This window comes from Longispora sp. NPDC051575 (genome assembly GCF_040681875.1).
Taxonomy (GTDB): domain Bacteria; phylum Actinomycetota; class Actinomycetes; order Mycobacteriales; family Micromonosporaceae; genus Longispora.
The window spans coordinates 267588-291013 of the sequence record NZ_JBFAZP010000003.1; the positions used below are offsets into that span (position 1 = coordinate 267588).

Below are 23426 nucleotides of genomic sequence, written 5' to 3' on the forward strand. Positions count from 1 at the left end.
GTGCCTAAAGTACCTGCGGGGGCACGTTGCCCGAGGCGACGATCGCGCGGCGCATCGGCACGGCGAGCAGGGCGAAGAACCCGACGACGAAGAACGCGAGCAGCATGACGATGCCGGTGCGGTAGCTGTGCGTGGCCTGGTAGGTCAGGCCGAACACCAGCGGGCCGAGCCAGCTCATGCCCTTGTCGGCGAGGGCGTAGAAGCCGAAGTACTCGCCCTCCTTGCCGCGCGGGATCAGCTGGCTGAACAGCGACCGGCTCAGCGCCTGGCTGCCGCCGAGGACCAGGCCCAGCGCCGCGCCGAGCAGCATGAACGCGCCCGGGTTGTGCGCCGGCAGCCAGAACGCGGTGAGCACGACGCCGATCCACAGGATCAGGGACAGCAGCACCGTCTTCCACGCGCCGATGCTCTTGGCGAGCCGGCCGAGGGTCAGCGCCCCGCCGAACGCGACGAACTGGATCACCAGGATCGTGGTGGCCAGGGTGCCGGTCTCCAGGCCCAGTTCCTCCGTGGCGTACAGGCTGGCCTGGGAGATGACCGTCTGGATGCCGTCGTTGTAGATCAGGTAGGCACCGAGAAAAGCGAGCGTCAGGGGGTACTTGCGCAGGTCGCGCAGCGTGTGCCCGAGCTGCCGGAAGCCGGCCGTGACCCGGTTGCCCCCGACCGCGTTGACCTCGACGGGTTCGCGGTCGCGCAGCCGCACCAGCGACACGATGGTGAACACGCCCCACCACACGCCGGCGGACACCAGCACGTACCGGATGGACTCGCCCGTGCCGAACACCGCGAACGCCACCAGGCACAGCGCCAGGTGCAGGCCGCCGCCGATGTAGCCGAGCGACCAGCCGATGCTGGACACCATGTCGCGTTTCTCGGGCGTGGCCAGCTGCGGCAGGAACGAGTTGTACACCACCGCCCCGGCGGACAGTCCCATGGTGGCGATGATGAACAGCACCCCGCCCAGCAGGTACCGGTCGCCGGTGACGAACCAGAACCCGAACGTCGCGGCGATCCCGACCCCGGCGAACACGCCCAGCAGCTTGCGCTTGTGCTTCGACCGGTCGGCGATCGCGCCCACCACGGGCAGCGTCACCACGGACAGGATCACGGCGAGCGTGACGAGGTACGGGTAGAACGAGCCGACCGCGACGTTGAGGCCGAGCGGGTGCACGTACCCGTCGGCGCACTTGTCGTCGGAGGCGCACCCGGCGGCGGCCTTGGCGATGCCCGTCAGGTACGGCGCGATGACCACGGCCGTCACTGTCGTGTAGAACGCGTGGTCCGCCCAGCCGTAGAAGTACCAGCCGACCCGTTCGCGGCGCGTGCTTTCCATCAGTGCTCCGTCCAGAGGCCACGGTTGCGGTACACGTCGCGCAGCACGTCGACGCGGTCGGTCATGATCCCGTCCACACCGAGATCGAGAAGCGCGTTGATCGTGGTGGCGTCGTCGACCGTCCAGACGTGCACCCGGATCCCACACCCGTGCGCCGCCTCGACGAACCGCCTGTTGACCACGGTCACCGGACCGTAGCGCACCGGAACCTGGGCCGCGATCCCCGCGGCGGGCTTTTTTCCCCGGAACCGCAGACCGGCCACCTCGCGCGGGGTCAGGGACGTGGCGACCCCGGGGGCGGCGGCCCGGATCCGCAGCAGGCGCGCCCCGTTGAACGTGGCCAGCAGGACCCGGTCGCGGGCCTTCGCCCGGTCGATCGCGGCCACCGTGGCGCCGATCGCGGCCTCGGACTTCACGTCGATGTTGAGCCGGGCGTCCGGCCACGCGGCCAGCAGCTCGTCGAGGCTGGGCACGGGCTCGCCGTCGACCCGCAGCTCGCGGACCTGTTCCCAGGTGCGGCCGGCGATGGTGCCGGGCAGGCCGGTGAGCCGGCGGGTGTCGGCGTCGTGGAAGACCACGGCGACCCCGTCGGAGGTGGCGTGCACGTCGGTCTCCAGGTACCGGTAGCCGAGCGTCACCGCCCGCTCGAAGGCCGCCATGGTGTTCTCGGCGCCCGCCGCCGCCCCGCCCCGGTGGGCGAACGCGATCGGGGCGGACTGGCCCGTCAGGTAAGGATGCACCGGGCCATTATGGTGTCCACCTGCGGTGGTTGTGGCACCCGACCGGCCGGTGGTGACGAGGCAGTAAGGTGCTCCCATGCGCGCCCTTGCCATCGACTTCGGCACCTCCAACACCGTCGCCATGTTGCGGACCCCCGACGGGCGGGTCCGACCGCTGCTGTTCGACGGTTCCCCCCTGTTGCCCTCGGCGGTGTACCTGCAGCCCGACGGCCGGATCACCATCGGCAAGGACGCCGAGCGCAGCGCCCGGCTGGACCCGAGCCGGTTCGAGCCGAACCCGAAGCGCCGGATCGACGACGGCACGATCTTCCTCGGCGACCAGGAGATCCCCGTGCCCCGGGTGATGGCCTACGTCCTGGAGCAGGTGATGGCCGAGACCCGCCGCCAGCTCGGCGGGGACCCGGAGCAGGTCCGCATGACGCACCCGGCCCGGTGGGGCGAGCAGCGCCGCCGCCTGCTGCTGGAGGCCGCGCGGATCGCCGGCATGAAGCAGCCGCAGCTGATCCCCGAGCCGGTCGGCGCCGCGTCGTACTTCACCGCCGTCCTCGGTTCCGGGGTGCCGGTGGGCCGGTCGCTGGCGATCTACGACCTCGGTGGCGGCACGTTCGACGCCACGGTGGTGCGCCGGACCCAGACCGGGTTCGAGGTGCTCGCCGAGGAGGGCCTGGGCGACATCGGCGGCGTCGACTTCGACCACGCGATCATCGAGCACCTCGGCAACACGTACGAGGCCAGCCACAGCGAGCTGTGGAAGCGTCTGATCAACCCGCAGGACGCCGGGGACCGCCGGCACCGCCGGATGCTCTACGAGGACGTGCGCGGCGCGAAGGAGATGCTGTCGCGTACCTCGGCCGCCGACATCCACCTCCCGGCCCTCGAGGTCGACGCGCACCTGACCCGTGAGGAGCTGGAGGCGCTGATCCGCCCGTACCTGGAGCGGACCGTCACCTGTCTTGAGCGCACGGTCACCAACGCGCGGCTGGCCCCGAAGGACCTGGTCGGCATCTTCCTGGTCGGCGGCTCCAGCCGGATCCCGCTGGCCGCGCACCTGATCCACAGCGAGCTGTCCGTGGCCCCGACGACCCTGGAGCAGCCCGAGACCGTCGTGGTCGAGGGCGCCCTGTGCGTGGGCGGCGCGCCGACCACGGGGTTCCGGCCGCAGTCTGGCGCGCCGCGTCAGGTCGCCCCGCAGGCGCAGCGGATCGCCCCGCAGCGTCCCAACCAGGGCCCTCCGGGTCCGCAGGGCCCGCAGCAGCAGCGGCCGATGCAGCCCCAGCAGGGTCCGCGTCCGCCGATGCCCGCCCCGGCCCCGCAGCGCCCCGTGGCCCCGCCGCGCCCGCCGGTGATGGCCCCGAGGCCGCAGCCGATGCAGCAGCAGCCCCGGCCGCCGATGATGGCCCCGCAGCCCCAGCCGCCGCGCCCGCCGATGCCGCAGAACCGCCCGGCCGCGCCGATGCAGCAGCCGCCGCGTCCGGTGTCCCCGCCCCGGCCTCCGATGATGGCGCCGCAGACCCGGCCGATGCAGGTTCCGCAGCAGGTCGAGGAGACCAGCTGGTACAAGCAGACCGGGCCGATGGTCATGATCGTGGTGGCGGTGCTGGTCCTGATCAGCTTTATCGTGATCATGGTCCTGACCCTGGACTAGGGTCGGTGGGATGGACGCTTTCGACGCGCTCGTCGACGAGCTGGCCGGCCGCGGGGTCGCGGCCGGTCAGCTGTTCGGCAAGCCGACCCTGAAGAACGCCAACGGCAAGGCCCTGGCGAGCCTGTTCGGTGACGCGGTCGTGTTCCGGCTGGTCGCGGGCAGTCCGGAACACGCGGAGGCGTTGGGGCTCGCCGGGGCGGAACTGTTCGACCCGGGCGGCTCGGGGCGGGCGATGAAGGACTGGGTGGTCGTCCCCGCCGCGCACTCCGACCGGTTCGTCCGGTTCGCGACGGCGGCTCTCGACCGCCTCGGCTAGATCCATTCGAGGGGTACGCGTGGGGCGGCACCGCGGGTCCGGTGCCGCCCCGTTCCGGTTACCGCGTCTCGACGTAGAACCTGTAGTACCAGCCGTCCTTGTCGGTGCCGGGCCTGTCGCGGTAGGCGCACTCGGTGATCGCGTTCCAGTACAGGTCGTGTTCGGCGTCGCACTCGGCGTAGGTGGCGTAGGGGCCCATCTCGCCGACCCAGTCGGCGGACGCCGGGGCCTGGCCGAGGCCCAGGCCGAGGGCGGCGGCCGCTGTGGCGGCGAGGGCCGCGCGGACGATGAAGCGTGTGGTGATCATGACTACCCCTCTGGTTCGCGGGGCCGGCCGGAGTGGGTTCCGGGCGGCCTGTCCTCACAGCCAGACACGTCTGTCCACGATAGACAGTCGTCATCCTAGGGGAGTTCGGCGCCGAACGGGGCGGGCGGATTCGCGCGGGGAGGCAGGGTCGCCCGGGGTGTGCGCCGGGGGGTGTCCGGTGGATCCTGGGGACCGGTCGGCGCGGGACCGTGCGAGCCCTACATGGAATCCGGTCGGCACCGGGCGCGAGCCCAATCTGGAGACCGGTCGGCGTCGGGGCCGCACGGGCCTACCGGGAGTCCAGCCAGCGCCCGGGCCTACCTGGAGTCCGGTCGGTGCCCGGGCCGCACGGGCCCACCTGGAGTCAAGTCGGCGCCCGGGCCGCACAGATCCGCCTGGAGTCCGGTCGGCGCCGGACCTGACAGGTCTCTGCCTGGAGTCCGGTCGGCGCGGGGTAGTACGGCCCTCTTCCGGGCGGTGGGACACCTGACGCGCTTCGGACGCTCACGCCAGCTTCCGCCGGCACGTCCGGGCGCCGGACCTCCAGTTGTCCACGTCCGCTTCCGGGCGCAGGACAGCCGGGGGGTCGGCGACACGGTCCGCCGGTCCGGTGCTCACCAGGTCGGGCGGGCGCTCATTCCGCCGTCGACGACCAGGTCGTTGCCCGTGATCCAGGCTGCGGCGGCGCTGGCCAGGAACACGCAGGCGCTGCCGATGTCGTCGGGCCGGCCGAGCCTGCCGAGCGGGACGGCCCCGGTCCACCGGCGGACCCCGTCGGGCCAGTCCTCGGCGAGCCCGGGGCGTTCGATGAGTCCCGGGGAGACGGTGTTGACCCGGATGCCGAGCGGCCCGTACTCCACCGCCGCCGAGCGGGCGAACATGATCAGGGCGGCTTTCGCGGCGCTGTAGTGCGCGTGCCCCGGCGCGGGCTGGCGGCCCTCGATGGACGCGATGTGCGTGATGGACCCGCCGTGCGCGGCCATCACCTCGGCGGCGGCCTGGGTGCAGGAGAACGCGCTGGTCAGGTTCGCCTCGTGGACCCGCCGCCAGTCCTCGGCGGTCATGGTGGCCAGGTCCTGGACGGGTTGGATCCCGGCGCTGGTGACGAGGTTGTCGAGCCGGCCGCGCCAGGCGAACGCGCGCCGGACCAGGTCGTGGCAGGCGCTCTCGCTGGTCAGGTCGGCCTGGAGCGCGACGGAGGACCCGCCCATCTCGGTGATCTCGTCGACGACCGCCCGGGCGGCGTCCGCGCCGGTGTGGTGGTGCACGACGACGTGCGCGCCGGCCCACGCGAACTGGCTGGCGATCCCGGCCCCGATGCCGCCGCTGGCGCCGGTGACGAGGACGACCTCGCCGGTGAGGTCGGGCAGCAGCGGGTCGCGCGCGCCGGCCATCACCGGCACCCGGGGGTCGGCGCTGTGGGCGGGGCCTGGTCACGCATCGGGGTCCGACTCCATTCTGGTGGGGGCGTCCGCGCGGGTCAGGGCGCCGATGAGTGCGGCGCGGGCCGGGTGGGCGGCGGTGAGGGCCGCCCGGTCGCCGCCCTCGTAGTCGGCGGGCACGAACCCGGGGGCCATCGTGGTGCCGCACAGCGACCAGCGTCCGCCGGGCGCGACCCTGGCACCCATCCAGGTACCGGCGGGCACCACGACCTGCACGTCCCCGCCGGGGGCCAGGTTCCGCAGCTCGTCGGTGCCGTCGGGGTGCAGGAGGAGCAGTTCGAGCGGGTCGCCCTCGTGGAAGTGCCAGATCTCGTCGATCAGCAGCCGGTGCAGGGCGGAGAAGTCGTCCCCGGCGAGCAGCACCAGGATGGCCGAGCCGGCGGGTCGGCCGGTCGGGTCGGGCGGGCCGGACCAGGTTCTGCGGTACAGGCCGCCCTCGACGGGCAGGGGGCGCAGGTCGTGGCGGGCCGCGACGGCGCGGGCTTCGGGGTCCATGGGTTCCTCCCGTCGACGGCAGGACTATAGCGGGGGCGCGCCAGGCGGGCGGGGAAGGCGCGCCCGGGTCGACCGGACGATCGGCGCCTCCGGAGGCGGGTGCGGGGGACGTCAGGCCGGGCTCACGCTCGACGCCCGCGCGGTGGACCTGTAGGGCCGGGACCGGGCACGCGGCCCCCGGGTCGGAGCCGTGACCGGGTGCGGAACTGTGCCCGCCGTGCGGGACTGCGGCGCTGTGGCCACAGAGCCGGCCGGACTGTCACCGTCTTCGGTCGACGGTTCCAGGCCAGGGCACGGATGGTCGACTGTTCCAGATCAGGGTAGGGATGGTCGGCTGTTCCAGGCCAGGGCAGGGATGATGGGAGCCTCGGCCCAGTGCGGGGGAAACTGGAAGCGCCGTCCCGCGAGGAAGCCCTGCCCCACCCCCATGGCCCGGCCGCGCCCGCGACCCGGCTCCACGTCACCTCGGGCACGTCGTCGGCAACCTGTGGACCGACGCCACCCGCCACAGCCTCGGGCAGCGCGGTCGATATAGCCGTGGGCAACTGCCACAGCCTCCGGCGGCGCGGTCGAAATAGCCGTAGGCAACTGCCACGGCCCCGGGCAGCGCGGCCGACACAGCCGTGGGCAACCGCCACGGCCCCGGGCGGCGCCGTCGGCACAGCCGCGCGCGACCGCCTTCGGCTCGGATGGCGTCCCATGGGCAACCGGTTCACCGACGCCTACCACCGTCGCCCCACCGTCGCCCGGCGCGCCGCCGTCCGCACATCCCCGACCAGCTGTTCCAAAAGCCTCGGCCGGGCGGCCCCGTACCCAACTGGGCGTTCGGCTCTGTGGAACCGCACCACCCGTCGGCCCGGGGCTCCTCCCCGCCCCAGGCGCGTGGGGTCCGGGCAGTGGTTCACGTCCGGGCCGGCCAACTCCACCGGCCCCGGCACACCACCCGGTCAGTTCTCCGGGCGCCAGAAGCGTGCCAGGGAGCTGGTCGCCGGGTCCTCGGAGTTCTCCAGGGTCGTCCACGGGTCGGCGTCGGTGGCGTCGAGGCCGTCGTAGGCGAGGAGTTCGGACACGGGCGGGTTCTCCAGGGCCGGTTCGTAGTCGCCGGTGGTGCCCAGGCTCGTCGGGTCGGTCCAGGGGAAGCCGTCGACGGGTTCGGGGGTGTCGAAGTCCAGGGCCGGCGGGAACACGTCGGAGGGGCCGCCGTCGGACGCCAGGTCGTCCGGGTACGCGTCGGTCAGGTCGTCGACGGGCAGCTCGGCGGTGTCGGGTTCCTCGTCGTGGGCGTGCGGGTCGTCGTGGCCGTCCCAGGTGCCGTCCAGGTGGGGCTCGTACGCCGGCTCGTACCCGTCGGGGGTGTGTTCGCCCCCGTCGGGCCACTCCTCGTGTTCCATCGTGCTACTCCTTGACCTCGGCGGGGCCCACGGGCGTGATGGACCGCATCCGCACGAGGACCTCGTCGAGCTGCTTGAGCCGGGCGCGCAGGGCCTCGCGTTCGCCGGTGAGGGTGGTGCGGCGCTTGGCGCGGCTGGCCTTGTCCTCGGCCATGGACTTGTCGATGTCGGCGATGTGGTCGTCGAGCTGCTTGAGCCGGCGTTCGATGGCGTCGTCGAGGGCGAGGGTCAGCGCGTACTGCAGGTCGGTGAACCGGTGCATGATCTCATCGGACAGGGCGGCGCGCGCCTCGCCGAGGACCTCGCGCAGCCACACCTTGGCCTGGGTCTTGTCGCCGGCGACCTTCTTGCGGTACAGCATGAACGCGCCGGCGGCCAGGCCGAGGGCGATGCCGACGCCGGGGATGATGAGCCCGCCGCCGACGACGCCGCCGATGCCCATCGCGCCGACGCCGGCCATGGCGCCCCGGCCGGCCATCATGGCCATGCCCGCCGTGGACGTGATCATCATCAGGTTGTCCTGGTTGCCCTCGCGGCGGGGCTTGCTGGCGATGGCGTGCCGCAGCCGGGCGTTGAGGCGGCGCAGGACCTGGCCGAGTTCCTGGGGGGTGAACACCTGGGCGAGGATCCGCTCACCGATCTTGCGGAACCGGAACTCCAGGTCCTGCGACAGCCGGATCGACAGCGCCTGCAGGGCCTTGTCGATGTCGGCGGGCAGCGCCTTGACCGTAGCCGCGTTCCCCTTCTCGATCTTGGTGAGGTACTCCTCCTGCGTCTTCGACACGTACGTGCGCAGCAGGCCGGTGGCGTCGACCCGGGCCCGGGACGTCTCGGTGTTCAGGGCGAGTGACCACTGCTTGGACTCCGAGCGCTTCCGGGACGCGATCTTGGTGCGTTCCTCCTTGGCGCGCTGCGCGTCGGCCGGGTCGGGGTCGGTGGACTTGAGCTTGTCGCCGATGCCGATGTCGAGGCGGACGAGTTCGCTGCGCAGGGTGCGCAGGATGTTCGTCTGCTGGAGCAGGTGGCCCTTGCCGGCCAGTTCGACGAGGGCGTGCTGCAGTTCGCCGACCCGGGACTCCTTGACGAGTTCCTTGCCGGCGTCGCCCTTCAGCGTCATGGCCAGCTCGGCCAGCCGCGCGGACACCGGGTAGAACGGGGCGGAGCCGAACCGGGGCGCGTGGGCCTGCAGGTGGGCGCGGTTGTCGTCGAGGATGGTGCGCCAGCCCGGGTAGGCGTCCACCTTGGTCAGCGCGAAGATCACGAAGTTGATCCGCTTGCTGGCCTCGAGGAGGAAGTCGAGTTCGGGCTTGGAGAACGGGGAGGACGCGTCGACGACGAACAGCAGGGCGGTGGCCCGCTCGACGGCGTCGAGGGCGATCTCGGCGTGCAGGGAGTCCAGGCCGCCGACGCCGGGGGTGTCGACCAGCGTCAGGTACTTCAGCAGCGGCGCCGGGTGGGTGACCTCGATCCGCCGGGGCGGGCGCATGCCGTCGGGCAGGTTGCCCAGCACGGTGCCCCAGTCGCGCAGGTCCCCGACGGACAGGGTGATGGGCATCTCGTGGCCGGGGACGTGCGCGCGGACGGCGGCCCGTTCGGCGTGCGAGAACTCCAGGTACGACGAGGTGGCCACGGCGGCGTCGACGGGCGAGAGGTTCGGTACCCCGACGAGGGCGTTGGTCAGGGAACTCTTGCCGCGTTTGGTCTCGCCGACGACGACGATGGTGGGCCGGCCGAGCTCGCGGCGGCGGACGGCGTCCATGTCGGCGGCTGCGTCGGGGTCGACCTTGCGCAGGAACGCCAGGCCGCCGTCGATGGTGGTCTTGAGCATCTTGCCCATGTCGGGCTTGGCGGGCGCCCCCGCGGGGGCGGTCACTTGCCGTCCCGGTAGACGGTGACGACCGGTGCGCGCAGGACGGTGCCGCGGTCGGTGTAGCCGGGGACCTCGACGGCGGCGATCAGGCCGGCCTGGGCGGGGTCGGGCGCGGCCGCGGACCCGCCGGCCTCGTGCTGGGCGGGGTCGAACTTCACCCCGACGGGCGACACGGTGGCGACGCCGACCTCCGACAGGGCCCAGCCGAGCCGGTCGGCGATGGCCTTGCTGTTGGCCCGGTCGCGGACGTACACGGCGGTCTTGACGAGGGTGTCGCGTTCGACCTCCAGGGCCGCGACCCGGCCGTTGTCGACGGCCACGCTGGGCACCGACACGGGGGCGGGCGGCCGGACGAACGCGGTGACGACGAGGACGACCCCGCCGGCGACGGCCGCGCCCACGAACCCGGCGGCGGCGGGGACGACGTTGAACGTCTCCTTCTCGCAGCTGGTGTCCTCGGGCTTGAGGGGGCCGATCTCACCGGGGCGCTTCTCGGCCGACATGATCGTCGTGCACGTCTCTCCACCGCCGGTGAGGCCGGCCAGGATGCCGGTGAGTACGGCCACGAACGCGGCGACGCCGGCGGCGATGGCGCGGAGACTGCTGGGGGACATCGCTTCTCCTGGAAAGGGGGTGGGTCGGTTCACTAGCTGTAGGCGGCCTGGCCGCGCACGCGCTGCGACAGCAGGTGGAAGCCGCGGTGCGCGACGAGCGCGACGCGGGACTGGGCGGGGCTGGCACCGGCCACGGCGAAGGCGCGCCACCGGCTGGCGGCCTGCAACGCGGCGTCGGCGAGGTGCTGCTGGGGCGCGCCGGGCAGGTTGAGGATCCAGCCCGGGTCGGTCGACAGCGCCAGGCGGGTCAACTCGCCCTCCATCTGGTCGGGCAGGTCCACGGCGCCGGTGGTGACGAGCTGGGCGACCTCCAGCAGGCGCAGCCGGTGGTACTCCGGTTCCTGCAGGACCCGTTCGATGGCGTCGCGGAGCATCTCGCGGTCCCGCGGCTGGGGGGCGTGGCTGGCGATCTTCTCCAGGCTCGACAGGGCCCAGCCGGCCTTGATGGCGTCGGTGCGCCAGCGGAACGTCTCCTCCAGGGTCTGGCGCAGCCGGGCGATGCCGGACGCGGCCAGGAGCATGCGCAGCAGTTCCCCGGTGGCGAGCTGGGGCTGGGCGGTCAGGGCCGCGATCGCGTACCCGATGCCGTAGAGGTCCAGCAGGCGCAGGAGACGCTGGCGCTGCTCGGCGTCGATCGAGCACTCGCGGTTGGCGAACAGGTCCACCGACGCCAGGAGCACGAGCCGCTCGGACTCGGGCAGCCGGGCCAGTTCGCGCAGGGCCTCGCAGTCGGCGGCGGTGAGCCGGCCGGCCTCGGTGGTCTCGGCGAGCAACCCGATGACGGGTACGACGTCGGAGACGACCCGGCGCAGCACCCGCCGCTGGTCGGTGGCCAGGGCGGCGGCCACCCCCCACGGGTCCGTACCGGCGCCGGCGAGCTTGTCGACCTTGTTGAACAGGCCCACGGAGTTGATCGGGTTGCTCGACAACCGCGACGACATGGATCGGAACGACTCCAGGGCCTGCACGTCGTCCTCGCGCACACTCTGGGTGAACACGTAGATGATGGCCTCGGCCCCCGACAGGGCTCCCGCGGAGTCCGGGTCGATGTCGTCGTCGATGGGGGCCTCGTTGAACAGGAACCGCCGGGTACCGGCCGACACCGACGTGTTCGTCGACGACAGCCCGGGGGTGTCCACGACGGTGAGGTCGCGCAGCCGGTCGCTGGTCAGCGTGACGTCGACGTAGGCGATGTCGTGCGACGGCACCCCGAGGCGCTGGGGGATCATGCCCAGGTCGTCCAGAGGAAGGCTGGCGCGGCTGCCGTCGCGGCGCACCACGTCCACCCGGTCGGAGGTGCCGTAGCGGAACTGGGTGACGACCCTCGTGCACTCGCCGACCTCGGTCTGGGCGACCCGACGGCCGATCAGGGAGTTGACCAGGGTGGACTTGCCCGCCTTGAGCCGGCCGGCGATGGCCACCCGCAGGGGTTCACCGAGACGTCGCTGCACGTCGAGGAGCTGCGCGCGGGTCGGACCTCCGATGCGTGCGGCGGCGTCCACGCAGATGCCCGCCACTCTCGCGCTCAATGGTCCCGACGTCATGTACCGCCCCTTCCTCCGTTGGCCTGGACACCACAGGCCACACTACGAATACTCTGCCTTGGCAGGATCACATGTTCGTGCCACCCCGGGAGGTAACCCCGCAGTGCTCGCCCCGCCCGACATCCTGACCCATCTTGTCGAGCCGGGCCTCGTCGTGCTCACCGGCGGTCCGGGCAGTGGTCGCAGCACGACGCTGGGTCACGTGAGCGCTGGTTTCGCCGGGCCCGTGCTGTCCGGTGGTGGCCTGGCGATCCTATGCGGTACGCCGGCGCTGCCCCTCACCCGTGCCGTCCGCGCGCGCCTGCCCGCCGACGACCCGGCACTGCTCGCCGAGGCGGTGCGGTCCCGGGTGGCCGGTGGCCTGCTGGTTCTCGACGATCTGCAGTGGGCGGACGCCGTGACCCTGGAGGCGCTGCCGCTGATCGCCGCGCATGTCCGGGTCCTCGTCGCGCTGCGCACCCCGCACCGGCTACCCCCCGACACCGAGGCCCGACTACGCTCCGCAGCCACCGCCTGGCTGACCGTGCCCACCCTGACGGGGGCCGAGGCCGCCGAGCTGGCCCTGGCCACCACCCCCGGCCTGTCCCCGGCGGCCGTCGCCGAGGTCGTGACCCGCTCCGGCGGCGTACCCCTCGCGGTCAAGGCCCTCGCCCGGCGCGCCGGCACCGGCGGGGAACGCGACGACATGGCCTACCTGGTCGCCGAAGCCGTCGCCGACCTCACCCGCCCCGCCCGCACCGCCCTGGCCGCCCTGGGCCTGCTCGGCCGCCCCGCCGAACCCGACCTCCTCGGCGGCGGCCTGACCGAACTCGCCGCCGCCGACCTCGTCACCGTCCGCGACGGCACCGCCACCCCCACCTCCCCGTACGTGGCCGAGATCGCCGCCGGCGCCCTCGACCCCACCGAACGCCGCGCCCTGCACCAACGCCTCGCCGAACTCACCACCGGCCTGGAGGCCGCCCGGCACCTGGCCGCCGCCGGCGACCGCGACGCCGCCTGCGAACGCGCCCAACTCGCCGCCGAGTTCGCCGACTCCGCCGCCGCCCGCGCCGAGGCCCTGCTCCTGGCCGCGTCCCTCACCGACGACGACACCGTGCGCCGCGCCGCCGCCCGCGCCGCCCTCACCGTCGGCCGCCCCGCCGCCGCCCTCGCCGTCACCCCCGACGACGCCGCCGCCCTGCGCGCCGAGGCCCTCCTACAGTCCGGGGACCCCGTCGCCGCCCTCGCGGCCCTCGAGGACACCACCGACCCCGACGCCCTCCGGGTCCGGATCCTGGCCACCCTCGCCGCCGACCCGTCGCGCGCCTCCGCCCTCGTCACCGGCCTACCGGCCGTCCCCGACGACACCGGACTGCGCGCCGCCGTCGCCGCCGTCGCCGCCCACCGCCGCGACCCCGGCTGGGAGTACGCGCTCGCGTCGGCCGCCACCGCCGCCGGAGCCGACGACGACGCCCTGTCCGCCCGCTGGTGCGCCTGGCAACTCGTGTGCACCCTCGTCGCCGACGGCCGGCTCACCGAGGCCCGCGACGCCGCCCGCTCCGCCGCCGCCGCCTGCGCCGCCGAGATCGCCTACTCCTGGCAGGCCCGCTTCGTCGCCGTCGAACTGTGGTGCGCCGCCCTGTCCGGCACCGGCCTCGACGACGTCGCCCGCCGCGCCGTCGAACTCGCCGACCGCACCCTGCCGGCCGTGGCGCGCGGCTACGCCCTGTCCGCCGCCGCGCTCGCCGAGGCCGACGCCGGCCTGACCCGCTCCGCCCGGTCGCGACTGGACGGCGTGTCGGTACCGGACTCTCCTGTGGACTGGGTCGCCGCCGAGGCCGCCTGGCTCGACGGCCAACCGGAACTCGCCCTGGCGGCGGGGGACACCCTCGGCCCACTGCTGCCCGGACTGCGCCGGATCACCGCGCACTGGGCACACCTCGACGGCGCGGCCGGCGGCCCGAAGGCCGGCGGCGAGTCCGGGCCGCCCCCCGTCGCCGAGACCCTGGCCGCGTGGGCGGGCCGCCCGGACCGGTTCGCCGGGGCCGCCGAGGCGTGGCGGGCGGTGGCGGTGCGTGAGGAGGTGCGCTGTCTGCTGGCCCTGGGGCTGCTCAGCGCCGACCCGGCCGTGGCGGTACCCCCGCTGCTGGCCGCCGAGGCGCTCGCGACCTCCTCAGGCATGGTGCTGCTGGCCGGGCGGGCCCGGGTCGGACTGCGCAAGCACGCCGTCCGCAGGGACCGACGGGGACCGCAAAGTGACGGGTCGCTCACCCAGCGCGAACGGCAGGTGCTGGAGCTCGTCGCCCAGGGTGAACCGACCAGGCGGATAGCTAGCGTTCTGGGTGTCTCACGCGAGACAGTAGAGACCCACATCCGTGCGGGGATGCGTAAGTTGGGTGCCCGGACTCGCACCGAGGCCGCGGCACGCTGTCTGGAGGTGCTGTGAACCGACCTCGGTACGTCGTCGGCACCGGTGCGGACGCGACGACGGTCCTGCGTCGCCTCGCGCGGGAGGGCTGGCGCACCCGGGAAAGTTTCGCGTTGCCGGAGGCCGCCTGGGACGTCTCCGACGCCCGCCTGGTGCTGTTCGGCCGGATCATCGACGTGGAGACCGTCCGCCTGGCCGTGCTGGCCGCCGCCCGGGGCGCGGGCGTCGTCGCGGTCATCGAGTGCGAGTCCGACCTGGGTCGTGCCCTGCTGGCCGATCTGTCGCGGGTGGGGCCTGTCGTACGCGGTGTCGAGGACGGTACTTCCGACGCCCTACCTCTGTCCGAAGAGCAGTGCCAACTGCTCGAACGGCTGGCCAACGGCGAAACCATCGCCGCCGCGGCGGCCGCGGAGTACCTGTCGTTACGCACTGCCAACAGGAGAATCGCCCAGGCCCGCGACGCCCTCGGGGTCACCACCACCCGCGAAGCGGTTTTGGCATACATCCGCCGCAGACGCAGATAGTGTCCTGTTTTCAGTTATCTAGTTGTTGTCAAACCCACGTTCCCGCAGGTAGAAGCCGTTACCTATCGCTGTCTATGGTTGCCCGATGCGACATAGACAACCCCCCGCGTCGTCGGGCCGTCACCGTCGGCTCGTCGAAACCTTCGGCCCCCGCATCGTCGTGGGAGCCTGTGTTCTGTCAGTGGCCGGTGGCCTCTTCCTCCCCACGGGAAACCTGCAGAAGACTTCCGTACCGTCCGCCAAGGCAGCGGCCGCCGCCGAGGACGGCGCCCGCGACATCCCCCAGGCCGCCTCCCGCGGCCAGGGCCGGCCCCAGCCGGGCGCGCCGACCCCCGCCCCCGGGGCGGCGCCGGCGGGCCCCCTCCTGCACGTACCGCCGGTCGGCGGACTCAGCCAGGCACAGATGGACAACGCGGCGGTGATCGTGGCCGTCGGCGGGAAGATGTACCTGCCGGCCCAGGCCAAGATCGCAGCCGTCATGTGCGCCCTGCAGGAGACCCGGCTGCTCAACCTCGCCAGCGGACGCCTCCCGGAGTCCCTCGCCCTGCCCAACGAGGGCGTCGGCTGGGACCACGACTCCGTCGGCCTGTTCCAGCAGCGCCCCAACTGGGGCACCGTGCCCCAGCTGCTGGACCGCGAGTACGCCGCCCGGGCCTTCTACAAGGTCCTCATGACGGTCACCAACTGGTGGGCCATGCCGCTGACGTACGCCATCCAGGCCGTGCAGATCTCGGCGTTCCCCGAGGCGTACGCCAAGCACGAGGACCTCGCGCGCCAGATCGTGACCGCCCTGCGCGCCTGATACGGTCTGTGGTCGTGGTGACCGCTATGGCCAGTAGAGCCCGGTGCACGTGGTGCGGAAGCCCGTTACCGTCCCGGGCCGGCCTCGGCCGCCCCCGCCTGTACTGCGCCCAGTCCTGCCGCCAGCGTGCCTACGAACAACGCACGCTGGCGGCCAGGGCTGGGCTTCCGCCTGACGCGGTCGTGGTCAGCCGCGCCGAGCTCGATCATCTCCAGGATCGCCTGTTCGCCCTGCGGTGCGCCGTTTCCGATGCGACAGTGGTTCTCGGTGAATCAGCGTCGGCGGCGGAGCTACGGGGAGTGTTGGAGCAGGTCAAGGCCGCCGCGGGGGAGCTTGATCGTCTGTGGGTGACCCCGCGGGACTGACCCATCTTCTACGCGTCGTAGAATCTTCTACGACGCGTAGAGGTTCCGTGGGGGACCTCGCGGATGGGGGACCCACATGGACACGCTCGACCTCGCGCGGTGGCAGTTCGGCATCACCACCGTCTACCACTTCCTGTTCGTACCCATCACGATCGGTCTGATCTTCCTCGTCGCCGGCCTCCAGACCGCCTGGCACCGCACCGGCAACGAGAAGTGGCTCAAACTCACCAAGTTCTACGGCAAACTCTTCCTGATCAACTTCGCGATGGGCATCGTCACCGGCATCGTGCAGGAATTCCAGTTCGGCATGAACTGGTCCGACTACTCCCGCTTCGTCGGCGACGTGTTCGGCGCGCCCCTGGCCATCGAGGGCCTCGTCGCCTTCTTCCTCGAATCCACCTTCCTCGGCCTGTGGATCTTCGGCTGGGACCGGCTCCCCGCCCGCCTGCACCTCGCCAGCATCTGGGCCGCGGCCATCGGCACCGCCCTGTCGGCCTACTTCATCCTCGCCGCCAACTCCTTCATGCAGTGGCCCGTCGGATTCACCTACAACCCCGAGACGAAACGCGCCGAACTCACCGACTTCGGCGCCGTCCTCACCAACAAGGTCGTCCTCGCCACCGTCCCGCACACCCTCGCCGCCTGCATGCTCACCGGCGGGGCCCTCGTCCTCGGCGTCGCCCTCTTCCACCTGGTGCGCGGCCGCGACGACGACCGGCCCGCGTTCCGCAGCGCCGCGAAACTGGGCGCCTGGACCATGATCGCCGCCTTCGCCGCCATCGCGCTCACCGGCGACCAGCTCGGCAAGGTCATGACCGAGACCCAACCCATGAAGATGGCCGCCGCCGAAGCCCTCTACCAGACCGAGAAACCCGCCAGCTTCTCCATCATCACCATCGGCACCCTCGACGGCACCGAGGAGGTCTGGGCCCTCACCGTCCCCAACCTGCTGTCCTTCCTCGGCACCGGCAGCTTCGACGGCGAGGTCAAGGGCATCAACAACCTCCAGGACGAATACAGCGGCACCTACGGCCCCGGCGACTACGCACCCGTCATCCCCGTCACCTACTGGGGCTTCCGGTTCATGATCGGCTTCGGGGCCGCCGGCGCCGGCATCGCCCTCCTGACCCTGTGGACACTGCGCAGAGGACGCACCCCCACCTCGAAGTGGCTCATGCGCGCCGGCCTCGTCCTGCCCCTGCTGCCCCTGGCCGCGAACTCCGCCGGCTGGATCTTCACCGAGATGGGCCGGCAACCCTGGGCCGTGTTCGGCCTCCTCAAGACCGCCGACGCCGTCTCACCGTCCGTGTCCACCGGCGAGGTCGTCACCTCCCTCGTCGTCTTCACCGTCCTCTACGGCATCCTCGCCGTCATCGAGACCCGCCTCCTGATCAGCACCGCCCGCGCCGGCCTGCCCGACGTCACCCCACCCGAACGCAAGACCGACGACGACCAACTCGCCTTCGCGTACTAGAGAGGCACGGCCGTGGAACTCACCACCCTCTGGTTCATCCTCATCGCCGTCCTCTGGACCGGCTACTTCGTCCTCGAAGGCTTCGACTTCGGCGTCGGCATGCTCCTGCCGGTCCTCGGCCGCGACAACACCGAACGCCGCGTCCTCATCAACACCATCGGCCCCGTCTGGGACGGCAACGAGGTCTGGGTCATCGTCGCCGGCGGCGCCACCTTCGCCGCCTTCCCGCACTGGTACGCCACCCTCTTCTCCGGCTTCTACCTGCCGCTGCTGGCCATCCTCGTCGCCCTCATCATCCGCGGCGTCGCCTTCGAATACCGCCACAAGCGCCCCGACCCGCAGTGGAAGCAACGCTGGGACCTCGCCATCATCGTCGGCTCCACCGTCCCCGCGCTCCTGTGGGGAGTCGCGTTCGCCAACATCTACCGCGGCGTGCCCATCGACGCCGACAAGGAATTCACCGGCACCGTCCTGAGCCTGCTCAACCCGTACGCGCTCCTCGGCGGCCTCACCTTCGTCGGCCTCTTCGTCACCCACGGCGCCCTGTTCCTCGCCCTCAAGACCGCGGGCGACATCCGGGTACGCGCCAACGCCCTCGCCGCCCGCGCCGGGGGAGTCACCGCCGTCCTCGCCGTCGCGTTCCTCGCCTGGACCCTCGGCCTGCGCTTCGACCCCGCCGCCCTCACCACCGCGGTCCTCGCGGCCGTCGCCCTCCTGGCCGCCCTCAGCGCCAACCGGGCCGGCCGCGAAGGCTGGGCGTTCGCCGGCACCGCCGCCACCATCGCCCTCGCCGTCGCCACCCTGTTCCTCGGCCTCTTCCCCAACGTCATGCCGTCGACCACCGACGCCGCGTACTCCCTGACCACCACCAACGCCGCGTCCACCCCGTACACCCTGAAGATCATGACCTGGGTCGCCGTCATCTTCACCCCCATCGTCGGCTGCTACCAGGCCTGGACCTACTGGGTGTTCCGCAAGCGGATCAGCGTCAAGGACATCCCGGCGTGAACCCCCGGCTCCTGCGCCTCGCCGGCCCCGCCGTCGCCGCCGTCATCGCCCTCGGCGCCACCACCGCCGCCCTCGTCATCGCCCAGGCCCTCATCCTGTCCAAGGCCCTCGCCGCCGCGTTCACCGGAGACACCACCGGCCTGCCCCGCGCCCTCGCCCTGCTCACCCTCGTCGTCGCCGGCCGCGCCGCCGTCGCACTCGCCAGCGAAACCGCCGCCCACCGCGCCTCCGCCGCCGTCAAATCCGCCCTGCGCACCCGCATCGTCACCCACGCCCTACGCCTCGGACCCGCCTGGCTCACCGGCCAACGCACCACCGACCTCACCAGCCTCGCCACCCGCGGCGTCGACGCCCTCGACGGCTACTTCGCCAAGTACCTCCCACAACTCTTCCTCGCCGTCCTCGTCCCCGCCGCCGTCCTCGCCGTCCTCGCACCCGCCGACTGGGCCTCGGCCGCCATCATCGTCGTCACCCTGCCCCTCATCCCGATCTTCATGGCCCTCGTCGGCATGGCCACCGCCGCGCACACCCGCCGCCGCTGGCTCGCCCTGCACCGCCTCAGCCACCACTTCCTCGACGTCGTCACCGGCCTACCCACCCTCAAGGTCTTCGGCCGCGCCAAAGCCCAGGCCGCCCAGATCGCGAAGATCACCGACAACTACCGCACCGCCACCCTGGCCACCCTGCGCCTGGCGTTCCTGTCCTCCCTCGTCCTGGAACTCCTCGCCACCCTCTCCGTCGCCCTCGTCGCCGTCGGCATCGGACTCCGCCTCGTCGACGGCCACCTCACCCTCGCCACCGCCCTCCTCGTCCTCCTCCTCGCCCCCGAGGCCTACCTGCCACTCCGCGCCGTCGGCACCCACTACCACGCCAGCGCCGACGGACTCGAGGCCGCGAAAACCGCCTTCGAGGTACTCGACACCCCGCTCCCGCCCACCGGCACCCTGCCCGCGCCCCCGCCCCGCCTCGCGGTCACCGACCTCACCGTCCACCACCCCGACCGGCCCACCCCCGCACCCACCGGACTGACGTTCACCCTCAACCCGGGGGAGTACGTCGCCGTCACCGGACCCTCCGGCACCGGCAAGACCACCCTCCTCAACACCCTCCTCGGCTTCACCCCCACCGACGCCGTCACCGTCGACGGCACCGCACTGTCCGACCTCGACCCGCGGGCGTGGCGACGCACCATCGGCTGGGTACCCCAGGAACCCCACCTCGCACCCGGCACCGTCGCCGACCTCGTCGACACCACCGCCCACCCCTACCTCGACGACCTCGACCCCACCCAACCCATCGGCGAACACGGCACCGGACTGTCCGCCGGCCAACGCCGCCGCCTGGCCCTCGCCCGCGCCCTCGACCGCGACCCCGCCCTCCTGCTCCTCGACGAACCCACCGCCGGAGTCGACCCCGACCGCGAAAACCTCATCACCGGGGTACTGCGCGCACACGCCGCCCGGGGCGCCGCCGTCCTCGTCGCCACCCACCGGCCCGCCGTCATCGCCGCCGCCGACCGGGTCATCACCCTCACCGAGCCGGAGACCGCCGACGACCGGGAGCCGGCCGAACCGGGGCCGCGCACCCGCCTCACAGTCGACACGTTCCGGACAGCACCCCAGGTCAGCGCGCACCTCACCGACCAGGGCGGCCCTGCCCGCACCCCACGCGCCGAGGACGCGACGACCGCCAGCTGCCCGGTCGGCGCACCCCGGCCAGCCACGTCGACCGACACGTCAACAGGCACGTCGGGCGAAGCCCCCGCCGGTACCCCTCGAAAGGTCCTGGGTCGTCGTCTGGCACTCGCCTGGGGGACCGGCACCCTCGCCGCCACCTGCGCCGTCGGCCTCACCGCCACCGCCGCCTGGCTCATCTCCCGCGCCGCCCAACACCCGCCCGTCCTCTACCTCATGGTCGCCGTCGTCGCCGTCCGCGCCTTCGGCATCGGCAGAGGCGTCCTGCGCTACACCGAACGCCTCACCGGCCACGACGCCGCCCTGCGCATCCTCGCGAAACTCCGCGTCACCACCTGGAACCGCCTCGAACGCTCAGGCGCCGACCTCACCCGCCGCTCCGGGGACCTCGCCACCCGCTTCGTCGACGACATCGACACCCTCGCCGACCGCTGGCTCCGCGTCGCCCTGCCCTACGCCACCGCCGCCACCGTCGGCGCCGCCGGCATCACCCTCAGCACCCTCCTCCTGCCCACCACCGGCCTGCCCCTCACCCTGAGCCTGCTCACCGTCGCCGTCGCCGCCCCCTGGCTCGCCGGCCGGCACGCCCGCCGCGCCGAAGCCCGCCTCGCACCCCTGCACGGCCACCTCGCCACCCACGTCCACACCACCCTCACCACCGCCGCCGAACTCACCGCCCACGACCGCACCGACCGGGCCCTGGCCGACCACGCCGCCGCCGACGCCCGCCTCACCACCGCCGAACGCCGCGCCGCCACCGGACGCGGCACCGCCCTCGCCCTCACCGCGGCCGCCGCCGGGGGAGCGGTCCTCGCCGCCCTCGCCCTCGCCGCCCCGAACCCCGGCGTCGACCGCGTGCACCTCGCCGTCCTCGTCCTGCTACCCCTCGCCCTGCACGAACTGTTCGCCACCCTCGTGCCCGCCGCCGCCACCTGGCCCCGGATCCGCGCCGCCCAGGACCGGGTCGCCACCCTCGACCCCGGCGCCGCCCGCCCCGCCACCGCCACCCCCTCCGGCCGGCACGACCTGCGGGTCGAAGGACTCACCGCCCGGGGCCGCGCCCTCCCCGACATCGACATCCCCGCCGGCACCGCCCACGTCCTCACCGGCCCCTCCGGCAGCGGAAAGTCCACCCTCGCCGCCGTCACCACCCGCTTCTGCGACCCCACCGCCGGCCGGGTACTCCTCGGCGGCGTCGACATCGCCACCCTCGACCCCGACACCCTGCGCCGCACCATCGGCCTGTGCGCCCAGGACGCGCACCTCTTCGACAGCACCATCGCCGCCAACCTGCGCCTCGCCCGCCCCGACGCCACCGACGACGACCTGCACACCGCCCTGGCCGCCGCCCGCCTCGACGACTGGGTCCGCACCCTCCCCGAAGGCCTGCACACCCACGTCGGCGAACACGGCACCCACCTCTCCGGCGGCCAACGCCAACGCCTCACCCTCGCCCGCGCCCTCCTCGCCGACTTCCCCGTCCTCGTCTTCGACGAACCCACCGAACACCTCGACCCCGCCACCGCCGCCGCACTCCAACACGACCTGCTCGCCGCCACCACCGGCCGCACCGTCCTGCTCATCACCCACCAGCCACCACCCGCCGGCATCCCCGTCACCACTACCATCACCCACCATGAACTGGCGCACGCTTAGCGTCATCGCCGCGGGCGGCACCCTCGGCGCCCTCACCCGGCACGCCCTGGCCACCGCCTGGCCCGACCTGTGGGGCATCCTCGCCGTCAACGTCACCGGCTGCCTGCTCATCGGCGTACTCCTCGCCCGCTGGCCGCGACACCGGCTGTTCCTCGGCGTCGGCTACCTCGGCGGGTACACCACCTTCTCCACGTACATCCTCGAAGCCCAGCGGCTCCTCGACGCCCACCGGCCGGGGATGGCGCTGCTGTACCTGACCGTCACGCCCGTCGCGGCCCTGGCTGCCGTCACCCTCGGCACGCTGCTGGGGCGGCGGACATGAGCGGCACGGCGACCCGGGCGACGGGCGGCCGCGACCCGGGCAACCGGCCTCTCCGGCGGCGACCGTGACCTGGCTCCTCGTCGCCCTGGGCGCCGCCGTCGGGGCACCCCTGCGCTACGTCACCGACCAGTGGATCCAACGCCGGCACGGCCGGCCGTTCCCGTGGGGCATCCTCGCCGTCAACACCGCCGGCTCCCTGGTCCTGGGCTTCCTCGCCGCCGGCGTACTCCTCGGCGCCGTCGGCGACGGCCTGTGGAACCTCCTCGGCACCGGACTGTGCGGGGCGCTGACCACGTACTCCACGTTCAGCTACGACATGATGGCCCTCATCGAACAACGACGGGGCCATCACGCGCTGGGTTATGCGGCCGCCAGTATCGGGGCCGGGCTCGCGGCCGCGTATCTGGGGGCCGGTGCGGCGTGGCTGTTGTGGGGGAGCGGCTAACGACAGAGCCGGGGCCTTTCGCGGCCGGGGCGAGGGCGGCTAGCCCTCCACGTCCACGACGACCACGAACGCCCCGTCGGCCCGCTGCCCCTCGGCGACCCTCACCTTGACCCGTTCGTCCGCTCCGACCGGCCCGGCGAGCCCGATGCCGTACCGCACGACCCCTTCGAAGTCCTCGCCCTTGGCGAAGCTCACGATCCTGCTCAGCGCCACCTTCGGCGGCGGCTGCGACGTCACCGCGTTGGCCTGGGCCCCGTCGAAGCAGATCTGCACCACCCCACCGGTGTTCTCCAACGGCACGGGCACCCCCCGCCCGCCGTCGAGGAGCTCGCGGACGAAGCGCACGTCGTACGTCGGGACGGCGTGGGTGAACACGAACGTGAGCCGGTTGAACCCGGAGTGCTGCCCGGCCGCGATCGACGTGACCCCCGACAGCGGCGGCACCGGATTCTGGTGCGTGACCGTGCACGCCGCGCCGCCGCCGGGCCACATCCAGTCACACTTCGTGGTGTAGCTGCGGTAGTTCTCCGACGGGCCGGCGGCGGTCGGCGTGTTCACCGGGGGAGTCGGGGTGCCCGTCCTCGCCGCGGTCGGGGCCGCCGACGTCGACGGGGGAGCGGGACGCGGCTCGGACCGGGTGCACCCCGGCACGGCCACCATCAGCACGAGGCACACGGCCCCCACAGTTGCACGCCTGTCCATACCGTCATGGTGCGCTCACAGCGCGGGCAGCACCATCACGTGATGTGACAGATTGTGTACCGCAGGATTCGGGGAGTGTTCGCAACCGGGAAAGGGGTGTTCTCGTCGCCCCGGGGAGGGCCTCCATTCGACCTACTTAACATAATGTCGATTATCGCCACAGGATAGGTAGGCGTGGAAAGGCGCTGGAACGGGGTTGTCCAACGCGGCCGACACCGTGCCAGCTCGGCCTTGTGATTGGTCGCCTGGTCCGCGCGCACCGGCGGCGCGCGTGCGAGTGGCGGCATCGGTCCGAGGTGCCGGCGGGCTTCTCGGAAGAGAACCCGGCCG

The 23426-nt window shown here is 72.8% G+C and carries 20 protein-coding genes; 10 read left to right on the forward strand and 10 right to left on the reverse strand.

All coding sequences use genetic code 11. The features are described from left to right. Positions 1-4: 4 nt before the first annotated feature. Together AB0M43_RS08765 and AB0M43_RS08770 are read right to left on the reverse strand one after the other, a co-directional pair. Positions 5-1333 carry an MFS transporter gene (locus AB0M43_RS08765; protein WP_363722512.1) on the reverse strand — a complete coding sequence of 443 codons (1329 nt, stop codon included), beginning with the start codon at positions 1331-1333 and terminating at the stop codon, positions 5-7. Continuing rightward, positions 1333-2073 carry a glycerophosphodiester phosphodiesterase family protein gene (locus tag AB0M43_RS08770; protein ID WP_363722513.1) on the reverse strand — a complete coding sequence of 247 codons (741 nt, stop codon included), beginning with the start codon at positions 2071-2073 and terminating at the stop codon, positions 1333-1335. Before AB0M43_RS08770 ends, AB0M43_RS08765 begins: the two co-directional genes overlap by 1 nt. 76 nt (positions 2074-2149) lie before the next feature. On the opposite strand from AB0M43_RS08770, the gene AB0M43_RS08775 reads away from it, so the two are divergent. Both AB0M43_RS08775 and AB0M43_RS08780 read left to right on the forward strand, forming a co-directional pair. Continuing rightward, complete coding sequence (locus AB0M43_RS08775; RefSeq protein ID WP_363722514.1) at positions 2150-3718, forward strand: Hsp70 family protein; 1569 nt, start codon at positions 2150-2152, stop codon at positions 3716-3718. 10 nt (positions 3719-3728) lie between these two features. Continuing rightward, the gene (locus tag AB0M43_RS08780) at positions 3729-4034 is read left to right on the forward strand and encodes a hypothetical protein (RefSeq protein ID WP_363722515.1); all 306 of its coding nucleotides are present in this window, start codon (positions 3729-3731) and stop codon (positions 4032-4034) included. A gap of 58 nt (positions 4035-4092) precedes the next feature. Here AB0M43_RS08780 and AB0M43_RS08785 read toward each other — a convergent pair whose 3' ends face one another. From AB0M43_RS08785 to AB0M43_RS08815, 7 genes are all read right to left on the reverse strand, one after another. Next, positions 4093-4341 carry a hypothetical protein gene (locus tag AB0M43_RS08785; RefSeq protein WP_363722516.1) on the reverse strand — a complete coding sequence of 83 codons (249 nt, stop codon included), beginning with the start codon at positions 4339-4341 and terminating at the stop codon, positions 4093-4095. Between the two features lie 614 nt (positions 4342-4955). Next, a complete protein-coding gene (locus AB0M43_RS08790) occupies positions 4956-5735 on the reverse strand; it encodes a glucose 1-dehydrogenase (RefSeq protein ID WP_363722517.1) in 780 nt (259 codons plus the stop codon). Positions 5736-5774: 39 nt separating this feature from the next. Further along, positions 5775-6278, reverse strand: a complete 504-nt coding sequence (locus tag AB0M43_RS08795) for a cupin domain-containing protein (protein ID WP_363722519.1) — start codon at positions 6276-6278, stop codon at positions 5775-5777. Positions 6279-7225: 947 nt separating this feature from the next. Continuing rightward, positions 7226-7669 (reverse strand): hypothetical protein, encoded by a 444-nt coding sequence (locus AB0M43_RS08800; RefSeq protein WP_363722520.1) that lies wholly within the window; start codon positions 7667-7669, stop codon positions 7226-7228. Positions 7670-7673: 4 nt separating this feature from the next. Beyond that, positions 7674-9542 (reverse strand): dynamin family protein, encoded by a 1869-nt coding sequence (locus AB0M43_RS08805; RefSeq protein WP_363722522.1) that lies wholly within the window; start codon positions 9540-9542, stop codon positions 7674-7676. After that, a complete protein-coding gene (gene grpE, locus AB0M43_RS08810; RefSeq protein ID WP_363722524.1) occupies positions 9539-10153 on the reverse strand; it encodes a nucleotide exchange factor GrpE in 615 nt (204 codons plus the stop codon). Before grpE ends, AB0M43_RS08805 begins: the two co-directional genes overlap by 4 nt. Positions 10154-10185: 32 nt before the next feature. Continuing rightward, positions 10186-11697 carry a dynamin family protein gene (locus tag AB0M43_RS08815; protein WP_363722526.1) on the reverse strand — a complete coding sequence of 504 codons (1512 nt, stop codon included), beginning with the start codon at positions 11695-11697 and terminating at the stop codon, positions 10186-10188. A 103-nt stretch (positions 11698-11800) separates the two neighbouring features. On the opposite strand from AB0M43_RS08815, the gene AB0M43_RS08820 reads away from it, so the two are divergent. The 8 genes from AB0M43_RS08820 (at position 11801) to crcB (ending at position 22394) form a co-directional block, all read left to right on the forward strand. After that, entirely contained in the window at positions 11801-14122 is a 2322-nt protein-coding gene (locus AB0M43_RS08820; protein ID WP_363722528.1) for a LuxR C-terminal-related transcriptional regulator, read from the forward strand. Further along, positions 14119-14628 (forward strand): LuxR family transcriptional regulator, encoded by a 510-nt coding sequence (locus AB0M43_RS08825; protein ID WP_197002482.1) that lies wholly within the window; start codon positions 14119-14121, stop codon positions 14626-14628. Before AB0M43_RS08820 ends, AB0M43_RS08825 begins: the two co-directional genes overlap by 4 nt. A 181-nt stretch (positions 14629-14809) precedes the next feature. Continuing rightward, complete coding sequence (locus tag AB0M43_RS08830) at positions 14810-15430, forward strand: hypothetical protein (protein ID WP_363722531.1); 621 nt, start codon at positions 14810-14812, stop codon at positions 15428-15430. Positions 15431-15871: 441 nt separating this feature from the next. Further along, positions 15872-17269, forward strand: coding sequence for a cytochrome ubiquinol oxidase subunit I (locus tag AB0M43_RS08835; RefSeq protein WP_363722533.1), 1398 nt, complete (start codon positions 15872-15874; stop codon positions 17267-17269). A 12-nt stretch (positions 17270-17281) separates the two neighbouring features. Continuing rightward, a complete protein-coding gene (gene cydB, locus AB0M43_RS08840) occupies positions 17282-18277 on the forward strand; it encodes a cytochrome d ubiquinol oxidase subunit II (protein WP_363722535.1) in 996 nt (331 codons plus the stop codon). Next, a complete protein-coding gene (gene cydD, locus AB0M43_RS08845) occupies positions 18274-21627 on the forward strand; it encodes a thiol reductant ABC exporter subunit CydD (RefSeq protein WP_363722537.1) in 3354 nt (1117 codons plus the stop codon). The genes cydB and cydD overlap by 4 nt, the downstream gene beginning before the upstream one ends. Beyond that, positions 21608-21949, forward strand: a complete 342-nt coding sequence (locus tag AB0M43_RS08850; protein ID WP_363722539.1) for a CrcB family protein — start codon at positions 21608-21610, stop codon at positions 21947-21949. The genes cydD and AB0M43_RS08850 overlap by 20 nt, the downstream gene beginning before the upstream one ends. A gap of 64 nt (positions 21950-22013) precedes the next feature. Continuing rightward, the gene (gene crcB, locus AB0M43_RS08855; RefSeq protein WP_363722541.1) at positions 22014-22394 is read left to right on the forward strand and encodes a fluoride efflux transporter CrcB; all 381 of its coding nucleotides are present in this window, start codon (positions 22014-22016) and stop codon (positions 22392-22394) included. 39 nt (positions 22395-22433) lie between these two features. Here the strand turns inward: crcB and AB0M43_RS08860 are convergent, their stop codons facing one another. Then, positions 22434-23096 carry a hypothetical protein gene (locus AB0M43_RS08860; RefSeq protein WP_363722543.1) on the reverse strand — a complete coding sequence of 221 codons (663 nt, stop codon included), beginning with the start codon at positions 23094-23096 and terminating at the stop codon, positions 22434-22436. Positions 23097-23426: the final 330 nt, after the last annotated feature.

What these genes read in the sequence shown, in the direction of transcription:
- AB0M43_RS08765 (WP_363722512.1), bottom strand. Translation starts at nt 1,333, where the DNA reads ATGGAAAGCACGCGCCGCGAACGGGTCGGCTGGTACTTCTACGGCTGG.
- AB0M43_RS08775 (WP_363722514.1), top strand. Translation starts at nt 2,150, where the DNA reads ATGCGCGCCCTTGCCATCGACTTCGGCACCTCCAACACCGTCGCCATG.
- AB0M43_RS08780 (WP_363722515.1), top strand. Translation starts at nt 3,729, where the DNA reads ATGGACGCTTTCGACGCGCTCGTCGACGAGCTGGCCGGCCGCGGGGTC.
- AB0M43_RS08785 (WP_363722516.1), bottom strand. Translation starts at nt 4,341, where the DNA reads ATGATCACCACACGCTTCATCGTCCGCGCGGCCCTCGCCGCCACAGCG.
- AB0M43_RS08790 (WP_363722517.1), bottom strand. Translation starts at nt 5,735, where the DNA reads ATGGCCGGCGCGCGCGACCCGCTGCTGCCCGACCTCACCGGCGAGGTC.
- AB0M43_RS08795 (WP_363722519.1), bottom strand. Translation starts at nt 6,278, where the DNA reads ATGGACCCCGAAGCCCGCGCCGTCGCGGCCCGCCACGACCTGCGCCCC.
- AB0M43_RS08800 (WP_363722520.1), bottom strand. Translation starts at nt 7,669, where the DNA reads ATGGAACACGAGGAGTGGCCCGACGGGGGCGAACACACCCCCGACGGG.
- grpE (WP_363722524.1), bottom strand. Translation starts at nt 10,153, where the DNA reads ATGTCCCCCAGCAGTCTCCGCGCCATCGCCGCCGGCGTCGCCGCGTTC.
- AB0M43_RS08815 (WP_363722526.1), bottom strand. Translation starts at nt 11,697, where the DNA reads ATGACGTCGGGACCATTGAGCGCGAGAGTGGCGGGCATCTGCGTGGAC.
- AB0M43_RS08835 (WP_363722533.1), top strand. Translation starts at nt 15,872, where the DNA reads ATGGACACGCTCGACCTCGCGCGGTGGCAGTTCGGCATCACCACCGTC.
- AB0M43_RS08850 (WP_363722539.1), top strand. Translation starts at nt 21,608, where the DNA reads ATGAACTGGCGCACGCTTAGCGTCATCGCCGCGGGCGGCACCCTCGGC.
- AB0M43_RS08860 (WP_363722543.1), bottom strand. Translation starts at nt 23,096, where the DNA reads ATGGACAGGCGTGCAACTGTGGGGGCCGTGTGCCTCGTGCTGATGGTG.